Annotated in this window: 17 protein-coding genes; 2 read left to right on the top strand and 15 right to left on the bottom strand. The window is 44.5% G+C overall.

Features of this window, described 5'->3' with window-relative positions:
* Positions 1 to 116: 116 nt before the first annotated feature.
* From MPL1_RS00160 to MPL1_RS00135, 7 genes are all read right to left on the bottom strand, one after another.
* A complete protein-coding gene (locus MPL1_RS00160; RefSeq protein WP_009725108.1) occupies positions 117 to 1,304 on the bottom strand; it encodes a WecB/TagA/CpsF family glycosyltransferase in 1,188 nt (395 codons plus the stop codon).
* Positions 1,305 to 1,340: 36 nt separating this feature from the next.
* On the bottom strand, positions 1,341 to 2,573 hold the full coding sequence (locus MPL1_RS00155; protein ID WP_009725107.1) for a glycosyltransferase family 4 protein: 1,233 nt from the start codon (positions 2,571 to 2,573) through the stop codon (positions 1,341 to 1,343).
* A gap of 11 nt (positions 2,574 to 2,584) precedes the next feature.
* Positions 2,585 to 3,526: a glycosyltransferase family 4 protein gene (locus MPL1_RS00150; RefSeq protein WP_161604001.1), complete on the bottom strand. Its 942-nt coding sequence runs from the start codon at positions 3,524 to 3,526 to the stop codon at positions 2,585 to 2,587.
* 186 nt (positions 3,527 to 3,712) lie between these two features.
* A complete protein-coding gene (locus MPL1_RS13940; RefSeq protein ID WP_235045478.1) occupies positions 3,713 to 4,312 on the bottom strand; it encodes a glycosyltransferase family 2 protein in 600 nt (199 codons plus the stop codon).
* 22 nt (positions 4,313 to 4,334) lie between these two features.
* A complete protein-coding gene (locus MPL1_RS13935) occupies positions 4,335 to 4,661 on the bottom strand; it encodes a glycosyltransferase family 2 protein (RefSeq protein ID WP_235045477.1) in 327 nt (108 codons plus the stop codon).
* Positions 4,662 to 4,685: 24 nt separating this feature from the next.
* The gene (locus MPL1_RS00140; RefSeq protein WP_009725105.1) at positions 4,686 to 5,045 is read right to left on the bottom strand and encodes an EamA family transporter; all 360 of its coding nucleotides are present in this window, start codon (positions 5,043 to 5,045) and stop codon (positions 4,686 to 4,688) included.
* Positions 5,042 to 6,466, bottom strand: a complete 1,425-nt coding sequence (locus MPL1_RS00135) for a UbiA family prenyltransferase (protein WP_009725104.1) — start codon at positions 6,464 to 6,466, stop codon at positions 5,042 to 5,044. Before MPL1_RS00135 ends, MPL1_RS00140 begins: the two co-directional genes overlap by 4 nt.
* 82 nt (positions 6,467 to 6,548) lie before the next feature.
* Here MPL1_RS00135 and MPL1_RS00130 point away from each other — a divergent pair, with 82 nt between their 5' ends.
* Positions 6,549 to 7,808, top strand: a complete 1,260-nt coding sequence (locus tag MPL1_RS00130) for a glycosyltransferase family 39 protein (RefSeq protein ID WP_009725103.1) — start codon at positions 6,549 to 6,551, stop codon at positions 7,806 to 7,808.
* Here the strand turns inward: MPL1_RS00130 and MPL1_RS00125 are convergent.
* Positions 7,792 to 8,787, bottom strand: coding sequence for a glycosyltransferase (locus MPL1_RS00125; protein WP_009725102.1), 996 nt, complete (start codon positions 8,785 to 8,787; stop codon positions 7,792 to 7,794). The two genes, MPL1_RS00130 and MPL1_RS00125, sit on opposite strands and share 17 nt — an antisense overlap.
* Positions 8,784 to 8,993, bottom strand: coding sequence for a serine O-acetyltransferase (locus tag MPL1_RS14340; RefSeq protein WP_009725101.1), 210 nt, complete (start codon positions 8,991 to 8,993; stop codon positions 8,784 to 8,786). Before MPL1_RS14340 ends, MPL1_RS00125 begins: the two co-directional genes overlap by 4 nt.
* A 15-nt stretch (positions 8,994 to 9,008) precedes the next feature.
* Between MPL1_RS14340 and MPL1_RS13930 the strand changes: the two genes are divergently transcribed.
* A complete protein-coding gene (locus MPL1_RS13930) occupies positions 9,009 to 9,296 on the top strand; it encodes a hypothetical protein (protein ID WP_235045482.1) in 288 nt (95 codons plus the stop codon).
* Between the two features lie 8 nt (positions 9,297 to 9,304).
* Here the strand turns inward: MPL1_RS13930 and MPL1_RS00115 are convergent, their stop codons facing one another.
* The 6 genes from MPL1_RS00115 to MPL1_RS00095 form a co-directional block, all read right to left on the bottom strand.
* A complete protein-coding gene (locus tag MPL1_RS00115) occupies positions 9,305 to 10,291 on the bottom strand; it encodes a glycosyltransferase family 2 protein (protein ID WP_009725099.1) in 987 nt (328 codons plus the stop codon).
* Positions 10,292 to 10,302: 11 nt separating this feature from the next.
* Positions 10,303 to 11,379, bottom strand: coding sequence for a glycosyltransferase family 1 protein (locus MPL1_RS00110; RefSeq protein ID WP_235045476.1), 1,077 nt, complete (start codon positions 11,377 to 11,379; stop codon positions 10,303 to 10,305).
* 8 nt (positions 11,380 to 11,387) lie between these two features.
* Entirely contained in the window at positions 11,388 to 13,631 is a 2,244-nt protein-coding gene (locus tag MPL1_RS13135; RefSeq protein WP_009725097.1) for an AMP-binding protein, read from the bottom strand.
* Between the two features lie 71 nt (positions 13,632 to 13,702).
* Entirely contained in the window at positions 13,703 to 14,185 is a 483-nt protein-coding gene (locus MPL1_RS13130) for a hypothetical protein (RefSeq protein WP_152417527.1), read from the bottom strand.
* On the bottom strand, positions 14,121 to 15,080 hold the full coding sequence (locus tag MPL1_RS13125) for a hypothetical protein (protein ID WP_051056937.1): 960 nt from the start codon (positions 15,078 to 15,080) through the stop codon (positions 14,121 to 14,123). The genes MPL1_RS13130 and MPL1_RS13125 overlap by 65 nt, the downstream gene beginning before the upstream one ends.
* A gap of 224 nt (positions 15,081 to 15,304) precedes the next feature.
* Complete coding sequence (locus tag MPL1_RS00095; RefSeq protein WP_009725096.1) at positions 15,305 to 16,459, bottom strand: glycosyltransferase family 4 protein; 1,155 nt, start codon at positions 16,457 to 16,459, stop codon at positions 15,305 to 15,307.
* Positions 16,460 to 16,461 lie beyond the last annotated feature (2 nt).

Genomic DNA, 16,461 nt, shown 5'->3' with positions numbered 1-16,461 from the left:
GATAGCCATGACTATATTCTTCTTGGTTGCCCCAGCGGTGAACGGCTTCGGCTAGTCCGTTCCAGTAGGCAATGACAGCAAGCAAAACCATGCCCCCTGCCACCCATAAGTGTCTGCTAGTCAACAACTTTATCTCCTTGTATGTTGCGTTCAGCTGTATTGCGCGAGGTTAACTTGAAATGGGCCGGAATACCAGCCAATCTTGCTAGGCGCATTAGTTGCAGAGAGGTGTTAACCAAAGCAACACTACATCCTGAACGCTTGACTCTACCTGATAACGACACGAGATAAGCAAGTCCACGAAGATCGGCATACTGCAGGGCTTTTAGATCCAATGTGAGTGTGACATGCTCTCGCTCAGCAAAGTGCTTAGCCAATTCTCGCTCCAGCAATTCAACACCTTGGCTATCCAGAGCGCCCGACAGAATTAGCCGGTCATTGTGCTCAGTCAACTCAATCTTAAGGGCTTTTTTCGCTGTTCCAGACCAACGGAAAATTTGGCGATATATCAAGAATGGCAAGATTCGACTCAGAAGCATCCAGACCGCTTTAGCGCCATCCCCAACATAACGTTTCCATAATGCTGGTTCTTGAACAATCCGCCATAACCACTCTAGCCCCGATTTTTGCCATGCTGTTGGCGCGCGTTCGATTTCACCGGCGACAAAATTGATGACAGCTCCCAGATGACTTATCACCGGCGCATTTAAACTATCGCGGTTTTGCATAATCCAGGCCTGACCTTTTTTTGCCCCAAGCGCCACGACGATAAAGTCTGGCTCGGCCTTATTGATAAGCGCAATCACTTCAGGCTTACTCATCGCATCAAGATCCACGAAACCAGGATCATAAAAGCCACAGCTCATGGCTCCTGGACTATACGTGTTTAGAGCATGATGCGCTTTTTCAGCAATGCCCGATGCACCCCCAAAGAAAAACACCCTGATTTTTTTAGCTCTCGGCGTTTCGGTGAGTCTTGCAAACAGATCAGAGCCCGCCACGCGCACCGAAACACCGGCACCCATCAAGCGACTAGTCCATACCAAAGGCATTCCATCTGCAACTGACAAATCACTCTCAAGCACCGATTGGTAAAATGATGGATCGGCTTGAGCTGTCATCGCAAAATTGAGATTCGGCGTGGACAAGAAGCAACGACTTCGGCTATCGATGGCGTGTTCGATTGCAGCAATCGCCTCTGCCATAGAAACGCAATCAAATGGCAACCCCAGCAAACAGGTTTTGTCAAAACCCATGGCATCATGAGTATTGGCAGGGGTTGATGTTTCTGAGATGTCACTCATGAGAATTTTTTGGAGAACATTGAGACAATACTCTCGTTATGGCGAAGTCCGGTCAATTGAACCAAGGTACAGTTTTCTGAGCCTTTCGGCATTGGTTTCCAAACTAAACTCTTCACAAACGTGCCGAGCGGCATTGAGTTTCATCTGCTCAACCAGACCGGGTTCGGTCATCAACAAATCAATCGCATGAACGATGCCTTCAACATCCTCAGCCTCGGGTAACAGTCCGGTTTTCCCGTCAATGACCAGTTCCGGGATACCCGAAATATTGGTTGATACCACAGACACTTCTGCCAGCATAGCTTCCATCAACACCACCGGAATGCCGTCCATATCGCCATTACTATCTTTGCGACAGGGCAAGACAAAAGCATCCAGCGTCGTCAAAAACTGGGCCACCTCGTCATGTGCCAAGGCACCGCAAAACTGCAGATGCTCATTATCCAGCTGTAAATCTCTGGCCAGTTGCTCAAGTGATGCTTTCAGCGGACCATTACCGACGATATGAAGTCGAAACTTCCGGCCTTGCTTTTTTAGCTGGGCAGCCGCCAGCAGCAGAATATCCAAGCCTTTTTTCTCAACAAATCTGGCCACAACACCGATGCTGAACGGTTTATCAATACCTTCATGGGCAGCTTGTCGCCAATCGCGAGACACGCCACAGCGGATGATTTTCAGTTTGTCTTCGGGCAGGCCCAAGCCAAGTAGATACTGTCGGTTAAACTCGGAGATAGTCGCAAAAAAAGCCGAGCGCTCGGCTTTTTGTTTCAATAACCAGCCACGCTCAAAAATATCATTGGCATGCGCTGTCAAACTGAAATTAATCCCGGCCATTCCAGCGGCATACATGCCTATGTCGGTAGGGACATGAGCAAAGTGAATGTGCAAATGCTCAACATGTGATTGCTTCAACCTGGCCGCAAGTTCAGCGCCATAGATAAAACGATAAATAAGCCCTGCTGCATTTCGACTGAACATTCCCACTGATCGCAAATCAGCAGCCAGCCAACGTAATGCTTGCAAAAAATTGCCGGGAGCTTGCACTAGCATTTTTAACATCGAAACCACTGCCGCCCATAATGGCACCTGATAAAGCACAACCGTGTTCGCCGCCAAATCCTTGACCGCAGGTTCCGTTGCCATGCATGCCGGCTTGTGCACTGAAAAGCTCTCCACCTCATCACCGAGCTTTTGCAAAGCAAGCATTTCGTTATAAACAAACGTCGCCGACAAAGCGGGAATTTCAGGTGCAAGATAGGCGATTTTCATTTTTAATAGCTTTACACCAGCTTGTGATCAATCAATGCCCGCTCAAACATGCGAGATATGTTCTCAGGGGCCAACTTCAGAGCGTATTCACGGGTCACCCTGCATTTTTCAGCATACTGACTCTCGGACATTGCTGATGCATAGTCAATAACGCTGGCAAAGTCATCAATATCTCCGGGCACATAGAGCAAATCATGCAACTCTGCCGGTAAACTGTCTTTGATCGAGTCATGCGCAGGCGCAATCGGCGGTGTTGAGAAAGTCATCGCCAACATCAGTGATCCCGATGTCAAAATTCTGGAAAAACCAAAAACAGCAAAATCTGCGCTGACAAAAAGATCTGGAACCATATCGTCATCGACATAGCCACCATTTCTCACCAGCGCTATCCCATTAGAAAACTCAGCTGACACTTCATTTGCACCATTCCCTGCCAGCGCCAGGCAGGCAATTCTCTCAGGGTGAGCCACACGATTAAACGCATCAACAATAGTTTCAAAGCCTTTGTATCGCCTCATGTTTCCGAACAGCAGAAAGGCTTTCTTTTTATTGTAGTGTGGTGATGGCTGATGGTGATACCAACCAAGATAGCTTGGATGCGGAATCACAACCAGCTTGTCAGCAGTACCGGGATATTTTTCTGCGATGTGCTGCTTTGCGTAGTCACTGTGCACATGAATTAAATCTGCCTGCTCACAGATAAATCGTCTGTTCGTTTCAAACTCGTTCGCTTGTTGTTCTGACTCGATTTCATGAGGCGCTTCATTATGAACCGTCCATACAATCTTGCCACCGCCAGACTTGAATTTGAGCACACAGTCTCTGGCAGCAGCAGCTTTATTCGAATCATTCCAGCGGAAGAAGAATTCATCCCAGTGGATATGCAACACATCCCCAACCAGGGCTTTCTGATAAACATTTATCCGTTCCAGTGAAACTGGCGAAATATTCATACCCTGAATGAATCCATACATCAGCACTTGATACGGATTCGCAAAATTTGCATTGCAGTAAATCAATGTTTTTTTGTGCGGCGCAAAAACTTTTTGCCGAAGAACTCGAATAAAGCGATGATTACCCGAAAGTTTTTGAGATATTTTCCGTAACTGATTGTTTGATGCTGACGTCATTTCCATTGTTTAGCTCAGCGCTTTTGGGGTTGTTTGCTTATCCATCCAGACAGTGACTTGCTGCTGATTAAGTGCTTCAGTAGCTTTTGCTTTGCCTTTGAGCAAGCACTGCCACTGATAACGGCGGATAAACTTCACCAGCTCCTTGTCATCAAATCTCGGCTTACGCTGCAACATGCTTTTGACATACCCCCACCACATGGCAAAACCACCGATAAATATTGGCGGATGCAACATTCGATACACGGAAGATGCCGTCATATAGACGATGCCAGTGCCCATGAAGTACTGTCCAAAACCATGACGCATCCGGCCGGTAAAGATCCCTTGCTGACTTGATCCCATGGGTCGCAGGTGAATAAAACGAAGTTCAGGCTCATCCCAACTCAAGGCCAACCAACCAAGCTGTCGACAGCGATGGCAATCAATGCCATCCCACATGACCTCACGTACAAAGCCGCCGATTTCTTCAAAACAGCTACGTCGATAAAATTTGGTCATGCCAACCGACATCTCATCACCACATTTTTCGCTGACAAGTTCACCTGTGTTTGCGTCACGAAAATAGGCCTTGCCACTGCATGTGCCGATGCGTGGGTTTTCATTCATCCGGCTGATCAATATCTCAAAATTATTTTTCAGGCAAATCGAGATCCAAATCCAGCTTGCAAACAAATTCAAACTGGCTGACATCGACTTGATCATAGCCATGATAGAAAGCTTCAATCACCCCAGGACCAACACTGCGATGTCCCCTGTTCTCTCGGGTAATCACCTGAATGAAAGGATAGCGATCCGCATAATCTCGCAAAATCTCTGGCGTCTCATCCGTAGAACCATCATCCACTATCACCCACAAATCCGGTGGCACAGTCTGGTTAACAACAGAGTCCAGTGTTTGCCGCATATATTCAGACTCGTTACGGCAGGGTGAAATCAATAAGTAGCTATGCGTCATTTGCGTATCCACAGAGTTAGTTGTTTATCGCGCCAACAAAATCACACCGAGCACTACACACAAGGTACCGATAAATTTTTGTGTTGTGATTGGCTCTGACAAAAAAAAGTGCGCGACCAGCATTGTGCCAACGAACCCGAGCCCTACAAATGGGTATGCACGACTCACTTCAGCTTGAGAAAGTACATATAACCAGAACACCATACTGAGCCCGTAGCAGAACAACCCGAGAAAGATAAATGGGTTTACCAGGGAGTAGATAAATTTTTCTGCCATTGCCAGCGTGGCAAACTCAGATTGACCTACGCCATACTTCAATAGGATCTGAGCAGCTACTGAAAGGGAAACACTTACAAGGATCGCCAGCAGAGTAATCAGGCTCATAGAATTTTAGCCGCCAGGATAATCATCACAATAAAGCTGATACAAATAACGCTACCACGATCCTTAACCGAGAAGACCAAAGGGTCGTCGTGCATTTCAGCTCTTTGTGTTTTTAACCACATTCGACAGAACCAATAAGCAAATGCCGGTAAGGTTGCCCAGAGCATGATAGGTGTGTTGTAGGACTGAATCAAAATAGCATCCTGAACATAAAAAGCCATTATCAGCAGAGAAATAAACGCAGACGTCACCCCAAATGTCTGCATGAGGTAATAATCATCTGTTCGATAATCACGCCCTGAAGTCTGAGAACGATTTTCACTCATCAGTAACTTCAATTCCGCACATCGTTTTATCAATGCAAGACTGAAAAATGTAAACATTGAGAAAGCCATCAACCAGAATGAAGGTTCAACTTCAATAATCATCGCGCCAGCAATAATTCTGATCGTGAACAAAGAGGCCAGTGCAATAACATCCGCAATAACATAGTTCTTAAAAACGGCCGTGTAGAGAATCGTCAGTACCAGGTACGCTGCAATTGAGAGTTGAAAAGCAATATTGGCAAAAGAAATACCAATCAAGACTGCAACAAATAAAGCCAAGCATAAAAGAAGTGCTTCACTGATCGAGATATTCCCCGAAGGTATCGGCCGATGACGCTTTCTCGAATGTTTGCGGTCTGAATCAAGATCAGAAAGATCATTCAGAATATAGGTGGCAGAGGCCAGAAAAGAGAACAGCACAAACCCGAATAATGCACTGAGTATACTGCCAAGCTCATTGTATTTTGCCGCCACCAGCAGTGGCACAAACAGCAGGATATTTTTCGCCCATTGATGGATTCTTATTGTTTTAGCCAACAGCGTCAGCCAGTTCCTGTCATCAGACCATGTCTCAGTGACAGGATTGGTTTTGGATAATCTCAAAGCCGAGCGTGTCGGATTCACCAGGTATGATTTCGTAGCTGCTTTGAATATCACAAAGTCAGGACTGTCATTCCCCATGTAATCAAATTCACTTCCATCGACACTACAGACAGCCACTTTGGCCGCACCCTTCATGTTGGCATCTTGTGTCGCAATCACCCGATCGAAAAGCCCCAAATGATCTGCAATCTGCTGTGCCACGGTGTAATAGCTAGCAGTCAGGAGGATTATCTTTCGACCCGCTTCTCGCTCAGCGCTGAGAAACTCAATCACTTTTGGATCACAAGGTAACAAACTGACATCAAGTGAAACATGCTGAGCCAGCTGGCGTTTGAGTTCGACTTTGCCTCGAAAAAGCCAAATGACCAACCAAAATACTGCGAGTGGGTTTTTACGGATGAAACGAATTGCCGATTCAAGCAGAATATCGGTTTTAATCAGGGTTCCATCCAGATCCACATACAGTGGCCGCATATCCTTTTTTGTTTGCATATGATCTATAGTCGTTGGTTTGCTGGATGGATCATGCTGTGTATAGAATGATCCTCAAATTTATCTCACATAGGATGACCGGATGTCATTTCTTACTTCATCAGATGCTTATACCAGAAATTTATTAATAATCATTGGTCTTGCACTGCTTGTTCGAATCTTGTGGCTAGTGATGATTCCGGTTATCCCTGTGTCCGATTCTGTAATGTATCATGCATTTGCTCAAAGTATTAGCTCTGGCAGCGGCTATGCCTATCCAGAGGGACACCTGACTGCCTATTGGCCTGTCGGAACTCCCGCCATATACGGAGCTTTATATTATGTTTTCGGAGAAAACTATAACGTCATCGTCGGCCTCAATCTTGTAGTCGGGATTGCAACGCTTGTACTCATGATGAGTCTTGCAAGACAGTGGTTCAATGTTGGAACCGCATATTTGGTAGGTCTTGTTTACGCTTTCTGGCCATCACAAATTCAATTCACCACTGTTCTGGCCAGTGAAATGCTGTTCAACGTATTCATGCTGTTGGGTTTGTATTTCTGGTACAAAAACACCCCCAACCAACTCGTTAAATGGCTGTTAAGTGCAGCTTTTTTTGTTGCCGCAGCCTACGTGCGTCCAATCGCGTTGCTGATCCCTTTCATCCTGATTGGCATCACCTTTTTAAATACCTTCAATTTCAAACAGACCATCCTCGCGAGCATCGTCACCGTCCTCACCATGGCAATCCTGATAAGCCCCTGGGCAATGAGAAATTATGACCTATTCGGTGAGGTTGTTTTGATATCAACCAATGGCGGCCCAGTATTCTGGATGGGCAATAACCCTGATTCCACTGGCGAGTATATGCCTCTCAAAGAGGGACTTCATTTCGATTCAGAAGTAGAACGTGCCGAGTATTACAAATCACAAGCTGTCGCACACATCAAAGAAGAGCCCGCATTGTTCGTTCGTCGCATGGCAAAGCGCTTTGTTGACTACTACCGTTCAGAAAATATAGGCGTGGTATGGAACCTGGAAGGCATCAAAGCTATCAACGCTGAAAAAATGGTAATGCCACTTAAAATTATCAGTTCTGGCTACTGGCTTTTGCTGGTTATTTTGTCGATCTATGCGCTCGTACTGCTTATCAGAGAACGCGGCTTGATTCCGGTTAGTCTACAAACGCCAATCATCGCCTTGATTGGATACAATACCGTGCTACACACGATCATTGCGTCTGGGGATCGCTATCATTTTCCGATCATCCCCTTTATCGGTATTTTGGCGGGCTATGCCTTGTTCAGACTGATCGAGCGCTGGCAATCAGACAAGCAAAATGGCGCTATTTATACTCAATAATCTTTTTGCTTTTGTTAAAGATACGCCGATAGTAAAAACTCATTACCCCAGACAACTGGGCGAACTTGCCGATAACATTTGAGCTTGCATAGATAAATGCATTTTTGCCAGTGAGTTTTACTCGGTAACTCATGCTTAAGCGAATCACCTGTAGCGGATAGATAACCAAAAGCAGCAGGGCATACGCTGAAAACATCAGCACCATCAGCACTATAAATAGCGGCAAAATCATGGCCCACAGAATAATGCTGGCGACTTCTCTCAGTCGAAACTTTTCTTTGCCCAAGTGATGCAACTGAAGACTTTCAGCATAGGCATGACCGGCACGTTTATTTCGCTTCCACCATTGGTCGAAGCGTGTCATTGCCGCATCATGTAGAGTCATTTCGGCATCCAGTCGAAAAATTTTCCAGCCAGCATGTCGAAGTCGATAGCACATTTCCGGTTCTTCTCCGGCAATCATGCTGTCTCTATAACCAGCCACTTGTTTCAATGCTGACACTCGAATCAGTGCATCACCACCACAAGCCAGTGCGTCACCCACGGGGGTATCCCATTCGATATCACAAAGCTGGTTATACAAACTATCACTCGGGTAGCGCTCACGCCGCCTTCCACACACAATCGCATACTCAGGGTGTTCAGTGAGAAATTCTGATGCTCTGTGCAACCAACCATCGACAATTTCACAGTCTCCATCAACGAACTGAATTAACTGCGTCTGAGGATGCAGCTCAAGTAATCTCTGAACACCAGCATTACGTGCTCGGGCTGCCGTAAATGGTTGTTGCATATCCAGCTCAACCACCGTTGCGCCGAGCGCTTTAGCAGCTACGACACTTCCATCAGTCGACCCAGAATCCACATAAACAACATGCACTTGATGATTTAGAGGCTCAAGACAGCGGATGAGTCTTTGGCCTTCGTTACGGCCTATGACTACGGCGCCGATGGTTGGGCTGTTACTGTTGTTGCTCATTGTCCAGCTTTTTGGGTAAAACCAATCACTTTTGCAGGAATACCTGCAACGATCGCATAAGGAGGGACATCACGTGTAACCACCGCATTTGCACCAATCAGCGCATGTTCTCCAATTGTGATGTTGCCAATAATTTTTGCACCAGCGCCGATGTCCACATGATCACCTATTACCGGAGCAAGTAACGCCTCTTGGACATTTTTCATGCCAATAGTGACCCCATGCCTGATCGTACAGTGATTACCTATCCGGGCATTGCCATGAATGACAATGCCATGCTGATGTTCTATTCGAAGTCCATTCCCTATTTGGGCAGAGTAGGGGATCTCAATGCCGTATTTGAACCTGACATGGCGTTCCATTATCCGGTACAAGACACTCATTGGCACTCTGAAAAATCTTTGCCTGATAGTCATCCGCCACTGTCCAAACCGATAGACAAACAGCGCCCTTCTACCCGCAATATGAATATCCTTATTGTTGGCGGCAAAATCCTGACAGAGCTCTGAAAACAAATCTATTTCCTCAACCAGCTTATTAGACTACTGTTTTTAATAAAGTCCGACAAAAACAGCTCGGGATCTGTATCAGGTTTTCGCTGTATTAACCTGCGTAACCTCCACACAGAGAAGCCTAGAATAAAAATGGAATCAGCGAACAAGGTATAAAAAAGTCCATGATTCTTTCTGAAATATCGCTGACGAGACTCAAACCAGTATGCCGGTCGACGACGCCTGCTTTTATCTTTGCTCGATACACCGGTACTTTTGCCTTCGTAATGCATCACCACACTGGTGGGTACATACCAGCATTGCCAGTTTGCTCGTAAAGCACGTTTACAGAAGTCTGTTTCTTCAAAATAAAGAAAATAATGGTTATCCAATCCACCCAGTTGATGATAAGCCTCAGCACGAATCATCATTGATGCACCAGCGACCCAGTCAGTCTGACAAGGCGCTGATATTTTGCTGTTGTCAAACGAGACACGATGCTTTGCCAAGAGTCGAGAAACAGGCGAAAACCTAAGCGAGGATTCCAGTTCACTGAGCCAGGATGGAAACCTGAAAGCCGAATTTCTGAGCTGACCGGTTTCGTCCACAATACAACTACCGGCAATAGCTGCACTCGGAGTCTTCTGTAAAAATGACACCAACTCTAGGGTAGAACCTTTGTGAACCATTGTGTCAGGGTTTAGAAGATAGTAATAACTTGGTGCCAGATTTAATTCTCGAATCGCATACTCTATTCCAGCATTGTTACCTGACGAATAACCAAGATTTTTTTCCAGGTTGAGTAAAAAAACCCTATCGGATAGCTGATTACGATCAATAAAACTTCCAATGACTTCGCATGAGTTATCATTTGAGAAGTTATCAACAACACAAATGACATCAGTGGTTTCAATTTCACTCAATGCAGACAACACAGCCTTGCTTGTCAACTCTGGTGTTTTGTAGTTAACAATGATGACTAGTGTCTGGATTGATAGTTTTTGCTTATTCAAGAGGTGGTTCCTTAGGCTTCACTCATGATTTGATCAACCTTTCGCACTAAATCTTGAATAAACTGCTGCTGTCTATGCTGCGAAAAAAGGTCCTTAAGGTATTCAATCGAGGAATGATCGATCTGAACTAGTCCTGAGTCAAAACGTGCAACACTGGCAAGTAAAGACTGAACAAATGTCTTAATATCACCACATGGAATTTCTTCAAAACATGGAAGGTGAAAGTACTCCTTGTTCGCCTCCCCTGTGTAACCTATCACGTAATTACCTGACATTGCAGCCATCGCTGGCGGCATGGCCAGGCCTTCGAACTCACTAAATGACATAAAGATTTTTGACTCATAGAAAATGTCGTAGACTTCTTGTTCTGTGACACCATCTATCGCTTTAATGGTCCAGTGTTCAGGCAATTTATCTCCCAGAAAAAGCAAAACAAGTTGACTGTGTTTTGAAAGCTTTCTCGGCATATAGGTAATGATATTTTTCTTATCATTGACTTCTTGATACTTGGCTTTGTTAATAACAAAGTAAGACCTGATTATTTTCTCCCCAACATCAGGGAATACCGTTAGTATGTTTTGAATGGTATCCTCAGAGTTTCCTATTATAATATCCGATTTAAGATATACATCTTTCAAATCTGAAAAGCTAGCCAGGTCGGATGACAGCTCAAGTCCAATTGAATACCCGTTTTGTACATGAATACCGAACCGAACCTGGTTCTCAATAAGCACTTTTGCATATCGAGCGGCCATCATCTCTGGCAAGATAACAAAGTCACGATTCTTATTGAGTCTATTGTTACGTTTAAACCTTGAGTTATGCTTGAAATTATCGACCGTGCAAGTCACATTTTCAGGATAGAAAACCTCTGAAACAAATTCCCCACTAAAAAGGCTGTTAATTGTATCTGAATGATGATGGGAGACTATCACACCGCCGGCAGGCATTTTCTGATATGGAAGCAAAAAAACTATACTTTTCTTTTGAAAATTGTAGTCATTATTAAACGACAAAATATTATTATTTTTGAATTGCCTGTCTATCCGGCTCAGTTTTTTGAGAATTTTTCGGGGACTTTTATCCACTTTATTCGTCACATATATTGCTTGAGCACTAGTGCAAGATTTCTGACATTATTTTCATCTAGCATACCCAGGTGATCAGTCTCTAAGGTATGAATGGCCCGAACATCAGTTAAATACCTGCCCCATCCGTAATCATCTAAAAACGTCACCCCCGGCCCCCATGATGATTGATCACTTGCCTTGATCAGAACCACTTTTCCATCGTAGCTAGACTGTTTTTTTCTGAGTGACTCCATCGCTTTTCTGAAGATTATTTTTCGTTGCTTGTCGATCAAATCTTTATCTGCAGTCTTAAGAATGTTGAAGCGATTCAACTTGATAGTGAGTTCGTCACTCAGCTCACGCAACATACGTTGCACTTTTTTTCTTGTTGAGAGTATTACACCCTCCCGCAAGATGCTGTCCAGCACAAACACTACTTCAACAGTCCGTCCCTGCTGTTCAAGCAATCTGGCTACCTCAATGGCAACAACTCCACCAAACGAGATACCGGCAAGCTGGATCGGCCCGTGTTCGTTGTGCCGAATAATCGTGTCTGTGTATTGCTCAGCAAGCTTAACAGCGAGTCCAGAACTTACCGTTTTGCTATCACTGTTAAGTAATCTTTGTTCTTCACTCACGTAAACACCATACACCGGTGTGTCTTCTTTAAAACAGTCCGCAAGGTGTTGGTAGAGGTTAATTCCGAAAATACAGTAAAGCGGTGTCTTGTCACCTGCCGCTTGTAATTCAACAACCGATGAAACTGGACTGATAGTCCCATTGACGATGATATCGGCGATTTTCTTGATGGTTGGGTTAGCAAACAATTGACCCACATCCAATTTCTGACCAGTAACATTGGATATTTCAAGGGTAGCCATCACAGCCAGCAGAGAATCGCCGCCTAAATCAAAAAAATTATCATCGACACCGACAGGGCTTCTCTTGAGTAACTTTTCCCATATGCTAACGAGTGCAATTTCAACATCATTAGTTGGCGCTACGTATATCGTGTTTTTTGATGAGTTTTTTGCCAATGCCAGAAAACTCTTTGCCAGTTGCTTTCGTTGTACTTTATTAGTTGCCGTCAACGGAAATTTATCTATCGAATCAACCTTCAAGGCATTCGGGTTCATCACACCCGCTGATTTGAGAATTTCTGTAGTGTATTCGGTGATATCTCTGATATTTTTTTCATGCTCTGGTAATACAGCTACGAGCACAACATGCCCAAGGTGCTCATCAGGTAATGCCGAGACGCATATACCATCTTTGATCTTCAGTTGCTCTCTGATTTTCCGCTCCAAGCTGTCTGGCGAGAGCTTAATTCCGCCAACATTGATCTGATCATCAGCCCTGCCATCAAAATACAGGTAGCCATTTTCCAGCCGCCCGAGGTCACTGGTGTGAAACCAGTCATCCTGATCAACATTAGAAACCGTCTCGCCATTTTTTATCAGTTCCCGCGCAACATGAGGGCCCCTGATGCATATATTGCCGGCTGAAGAGATTTTAAACTCGGTTTCACCCCAAGCCTTTCCAACAGATTCCAGCAACGCTCCTTCCGTCTGATCAATCCTGAGAAAGCTACTTCTCGAGGCTTCTGTCAACCCGTAGTGCTGAACGATGACAGCCTTGGGGAATAATCGTTTAAGCGCTTCCTTTTCGGCCTGACTCATGTATTGGCTACCGATTTCAATCCACTTTACGTTTTCGCACTCATCGCCATACATATCAGAATTCTTCAATAGCGAGCGCCACAGGCTAGGCACGGCTGAGATTGCGTTAATCTCCTCAGCAAGCAACATTTGCTTTATTTCGAAGGGATTGAAGCCTTGTTCAGGGAGAAAGGCCCGGCCACCGATTGCTGAAACCGCCCGGAATCGGCCAAAACCAAATGAGAAATTGGCCGGAATGCCTACATATTCTCTGATGCCACTATCGACCTCCATGACAGCGTTGAGCCGTGATACGACATCTGAGAGTGCTCTGTGTGTCAGCTTTACACCCTTAGGCTCACCCTCAGTACCAGATGTAAATGCAATTTGGGCAAGCGCATCGTCATTTCTGAAATCAAGTTTGCGTGCATGCCAACCAAACTTTTGTTCAGACTGTATAACCTTGTCAACACCTAGCAGCTCAATACGCTCGTCGTCTTTATCTCGAAGCAAAACGACTATTTCATCTCTGGCATAACTATCAAATATCGCATCGACATAGGCTATTGAATTGGTGGAAACAACGCCTGTTACAGCTCTGTTATTCATCATGCGAGCTCCAAATGTCTCTCATTCTTTGATGTTTTATCATTTCAGACTAGTGAGTCATACTCAAATAGCCATCAGCCCGATTTCACAGTTTGTTCTGAAGGTTTATTTGTTACCTGAGTTTTACTTAAATGTTGTGCCCTGCCAAGCAATGCTCCGGCAAGAAATACATATAGTGGATTCAGTGAAGCATTCGGCATCTGATCAAGTAGAACTATTGCCAGAATCAAAGCCAACGATGCCAGATAAATTCTCTGCTTCTGTTCAATGCCAGTTTTTCTTTTTTGAATTTTAAAGGCATACCACAATGGTAAGGTAATCAAAAAAAACTCTGCAAGGAAGCCGGACCAACCACGAATCCCCAGCGTCAAAATCCATTTACCATCGGTCACACTCAGATCTTCTCCAGTTTCCTCGTCCCAAACTCTGTTTCGTCCCCATCCGCCCCAGCCAAATAACGACTTATGACTGGCATGAGCTAATAGCTCAGATTCATGCCTGAACCTGAACTCCAGTGACTGCGCTCGTTCCGGATTGATACTTTGGGCAATATTCACCAGTCTCTGATGAGGGAAAACCTCCATGGCACTGGTCACAGGATAAGATAAGAAAATTATCGCTATCATCACTGAGAGTTGATGAACACGCTTTGTACTTGCCAGCAAGATCGTAAAGTAAAGAAATAGCCCAAAGACCAATGCAGCCAAGCTTTTCATCAATACCAATGTGATCATTACAATCGCGATCACAATTCCCGTCTGAAGTGGACAAAATTGCCGCTTGTTTTTTTTTGAGTGCGGCCAAAAAACCAAGCCCGATTGCCAAAAAGAGAGCAACTAACAGTCCGTGCCCCATAAAAACAATCGCCCTAAATCCACCGCTTCGAACCTGCTGCAGCCATGAATGTGGAAAATATCCATAGACGATATTGTGCAACTGTGGACTCATTCTTATTTCATATAAAGCAAGAATTGCATAAATCAACACAGCCATCGCAAAGTATCTAAAAATCAAATAATGCTTGTCATCTGTCTGGAAATACTTAAAGCCAAGCATAAATGGCACTACAAACAGAAATTGACCAACACTATCAGTCAAACCATCATAATAACTAAGGCCAGGCAACTGAAGGTATGAGTTTGAATTGGTTATAGCCGTCAGAAAAGGTGTGGCAAGAAACCACACCAAAATAAGCTTATACATCCTCGGAAGCTCCAAGAATCCTAAGCCACGCCCATTCAGAAGCAGATAGGCAATCAGTGTAATCACTGTTACTGAAAATTTATTAAACGCCGGTATTCCAGGCAGATTGATACTAAAGCCGGCGGGCAAAAACATATAAGCGGTTAATAAACCAAGCAAGATCCCTTTTTCTAAACCAAATCGCTTTAACAGAAACAATATGATCAATGGCCATACAGAAATGGCAATATAGGCAGTTATTGCTGGCATAGAGGTCCGTTAAAGCGTTATTGAAATCATCTTCAATTGAATTTATTAATATCTTGGAATGTATATCACGTGTAAGTATTTTTTAGCGTTGTCCAAGGCCAATCATCTATATGCAGCCTCCACTATGCTTCCCATTACCTGTCCTTGCAGACGCTAGTCCATTTCATGTTTCCAATCAAGCCTGTGCGTATAGTGTCGACTATACACACTAAAACAACGATGCGTCATTTTGACCTGCATGCCCTCAATAAAGCATCGGCACGCCGTGAAGCGACCAATTGCCACCGATAATATTCAGCCTTATCTCCAGTATTCCTTGAGAACTTCTCACGAAGTGAACTATCGGTGAAAAGCTGTCTGATAGCGGAGATCCACTGTTCTTTGTGATGTGGATTAATGACAAAACCTTCGACATCATCTTCAATAACACCGCCCGCGCCCATTGAAGATACAATGCATGGTAATGACGCGCCCAATGCCAGATATGTAACAAGAGGACTTCCTTCCTCAAGGCTAGGCAGCAAAAATACATCTGCATTTGCATAATGTGAGTGCAACTCGTTTGTAAATTCAATGAACTCAATCGAAGGCTTATCAAAATATGCACTGACGAGCGGTCTGTCCGAGGCTGCAATTCGTCCAATAACCTTCAATTTTCCCGGAACATTGGCACTCAGCCAGTAATCCAGCAGTAAATGAATACCTTTTCTCGCAATCACACTGCCAACAAAAATTGCAACTAAGTCGTCAGCTGCTTTTGGTTTTTTCATTGATGGCGGATGAATATCCTCATCACTCAGACCATAGGAGGTATTAATAATTTTATTAGTCTTAACACCCTGACTTAAAAGTGAATTGATTACCTCAGGACTGGTTCCAAAGACAAAATCTGCTGCTTCAAGGAGTTCATTCTCGAATTTGATGTCATCTTGACTGATCGTGTTAGTGACAACACCGCCCAACCGTTGCGACTCGGTATCTAGAATTGATTTCGCCACTGATTGATGACAATTCACACATTCCATGACGATCACTTTCCCCATGAATTTGACTCGCTGCACTGTATCAACTGATATGCCGGGCCAAAGATGAGCAACATCATAATGTTTCATCATCCTGATGAACCGTCGTTCGGTGAATTTCTTCAGCGATTGCTCACTGAACAGCTTTGTAGCAAGTCGATTCAGAAAGCGAGGTAACAATGTTTTCACATAGTTGCCTTCTTTTGCGTAAACAGAGTCAATCGACATAATGTGCGAAATAACCTCGCCCTCCTTATTCATGAACTTTGCCAGCTGTGTCGCTGCATAGCCAATGCCATAGTTATTTATATAGCTGGGTCTAAGCGCAAGAATTCTGAGGGGAGTGTTTTTATCCACGT

The organism is Methylophaga lonarensis MPL, assembly GCF_000349205.1.
Lineage (GTDB): Bacteria > Pseudomonadota > Gammaproteobacteria > Nitrosococcales > Methylophagaceae > Methylophaga > Methylophaga lonarensis.
This window is presented reverse-complemented; position numbering and strand designations above follow the sequence as displayed.

What these genes read in the sequence shown, in the direction of transcription:
- MPL1_RS00160 (WP_009725108.1), bottom strand. Translation starts at nt 1,304, where the DNA reads ATGAGTGACATCTCAGAAACATCAACCCCTGCCAATACTCATGATGCC.
- MPL1_RS00155 (WP_009725107.1), bottom strand. Translation starts at nt 2,573, where the DNA reads ATGAAAATCGCCTATCTTGCACCTGAAATTCCCGCTTTGTCGGCGACG.
- MPL1_RS00150 (WP_161604001.1), bottom strand. Translation starts at nt 3,526, where the DNA reads ATGAATATTTCGCCAGTTTCACTGGAACGGATAAATGTTTATCAGAAA.
- MPL1_RS13940 (WP_235045478.1), bottom strand. Translation starts at nt 4,312, where the DNA reads ATGAATGAAAACCCACGCATCGGCACATGCAGTGGCAAGGCCTATTTT.
- MPL1_RS13935 (WP_235045477.1), bottom strand. Translation starts at nt 4,661, where the DNA reads ATGACGCATAGCTACTTATTGATTTCACCCTGCCGTAACGAGTCTGAA.
- MPL1_RS00140 (WP_009725105.1), bottom strand. Translation starts at nt 5,045, where the DNA reads ATGAGCCTGATTACTCTGCTGGCGATCCTTGTAAGTGTTTCCCTTTCA.
- MPL1_RS00135 (WP_009725104.1), bottom strand. Translation starts at nt 6,466, where the DNA reads ATGCAAACAAAAAAGGATATGCGGCCACTGTATGTGGATCTGGATGGA.
- MPL1_RS00130 (WP_009725103.1), top strand. Translation starts at nt 6,549, where the DNA reads ATGTCATTTCTTACTTCATCAGATGCTTATACCAGAAATTTATTAATA.
- MPL1_RS00125 (WP_009725102.1), bottom strand. Translation starts at nt 8,787, where the DNA reads ATGAGCAACAACAGTAACAGCCCAACCATCGGCGCCGTAGTCATAGGC.
- MPL1_RS14340 (WP_009725101.1), bottom strand. Translation starts at nt 8,993, where the DNA reads ATGAAAAATGTCCAAGAGGCGTTACTTGCTCCGGTAATAGGTGATCAT.
- MPL1_RS13930 (WP_235045482.1), top strand. Translation starts at nt 9,009, where the DNA reads ATGCCTGATCGTACAGTGATTACCTATCCGGGCATTGCCATGAATGAC.
- MPL1_RS13135 (WP_009725097.1), bottom strand. Translation starts at nt 13,631, where the DNA reads ATGATGAATAACAGAGCTGTAACAGGCGTTGTTTCCACCAATTCAATA.
- MPL1_RS13125 (WP_051056937.1), bottom strand. Translation starts at nt 15,080, where the DNA reads ATGCCAGCAATAACTGCCTATATTGCCATTTCTGTATGGCCATTGATC.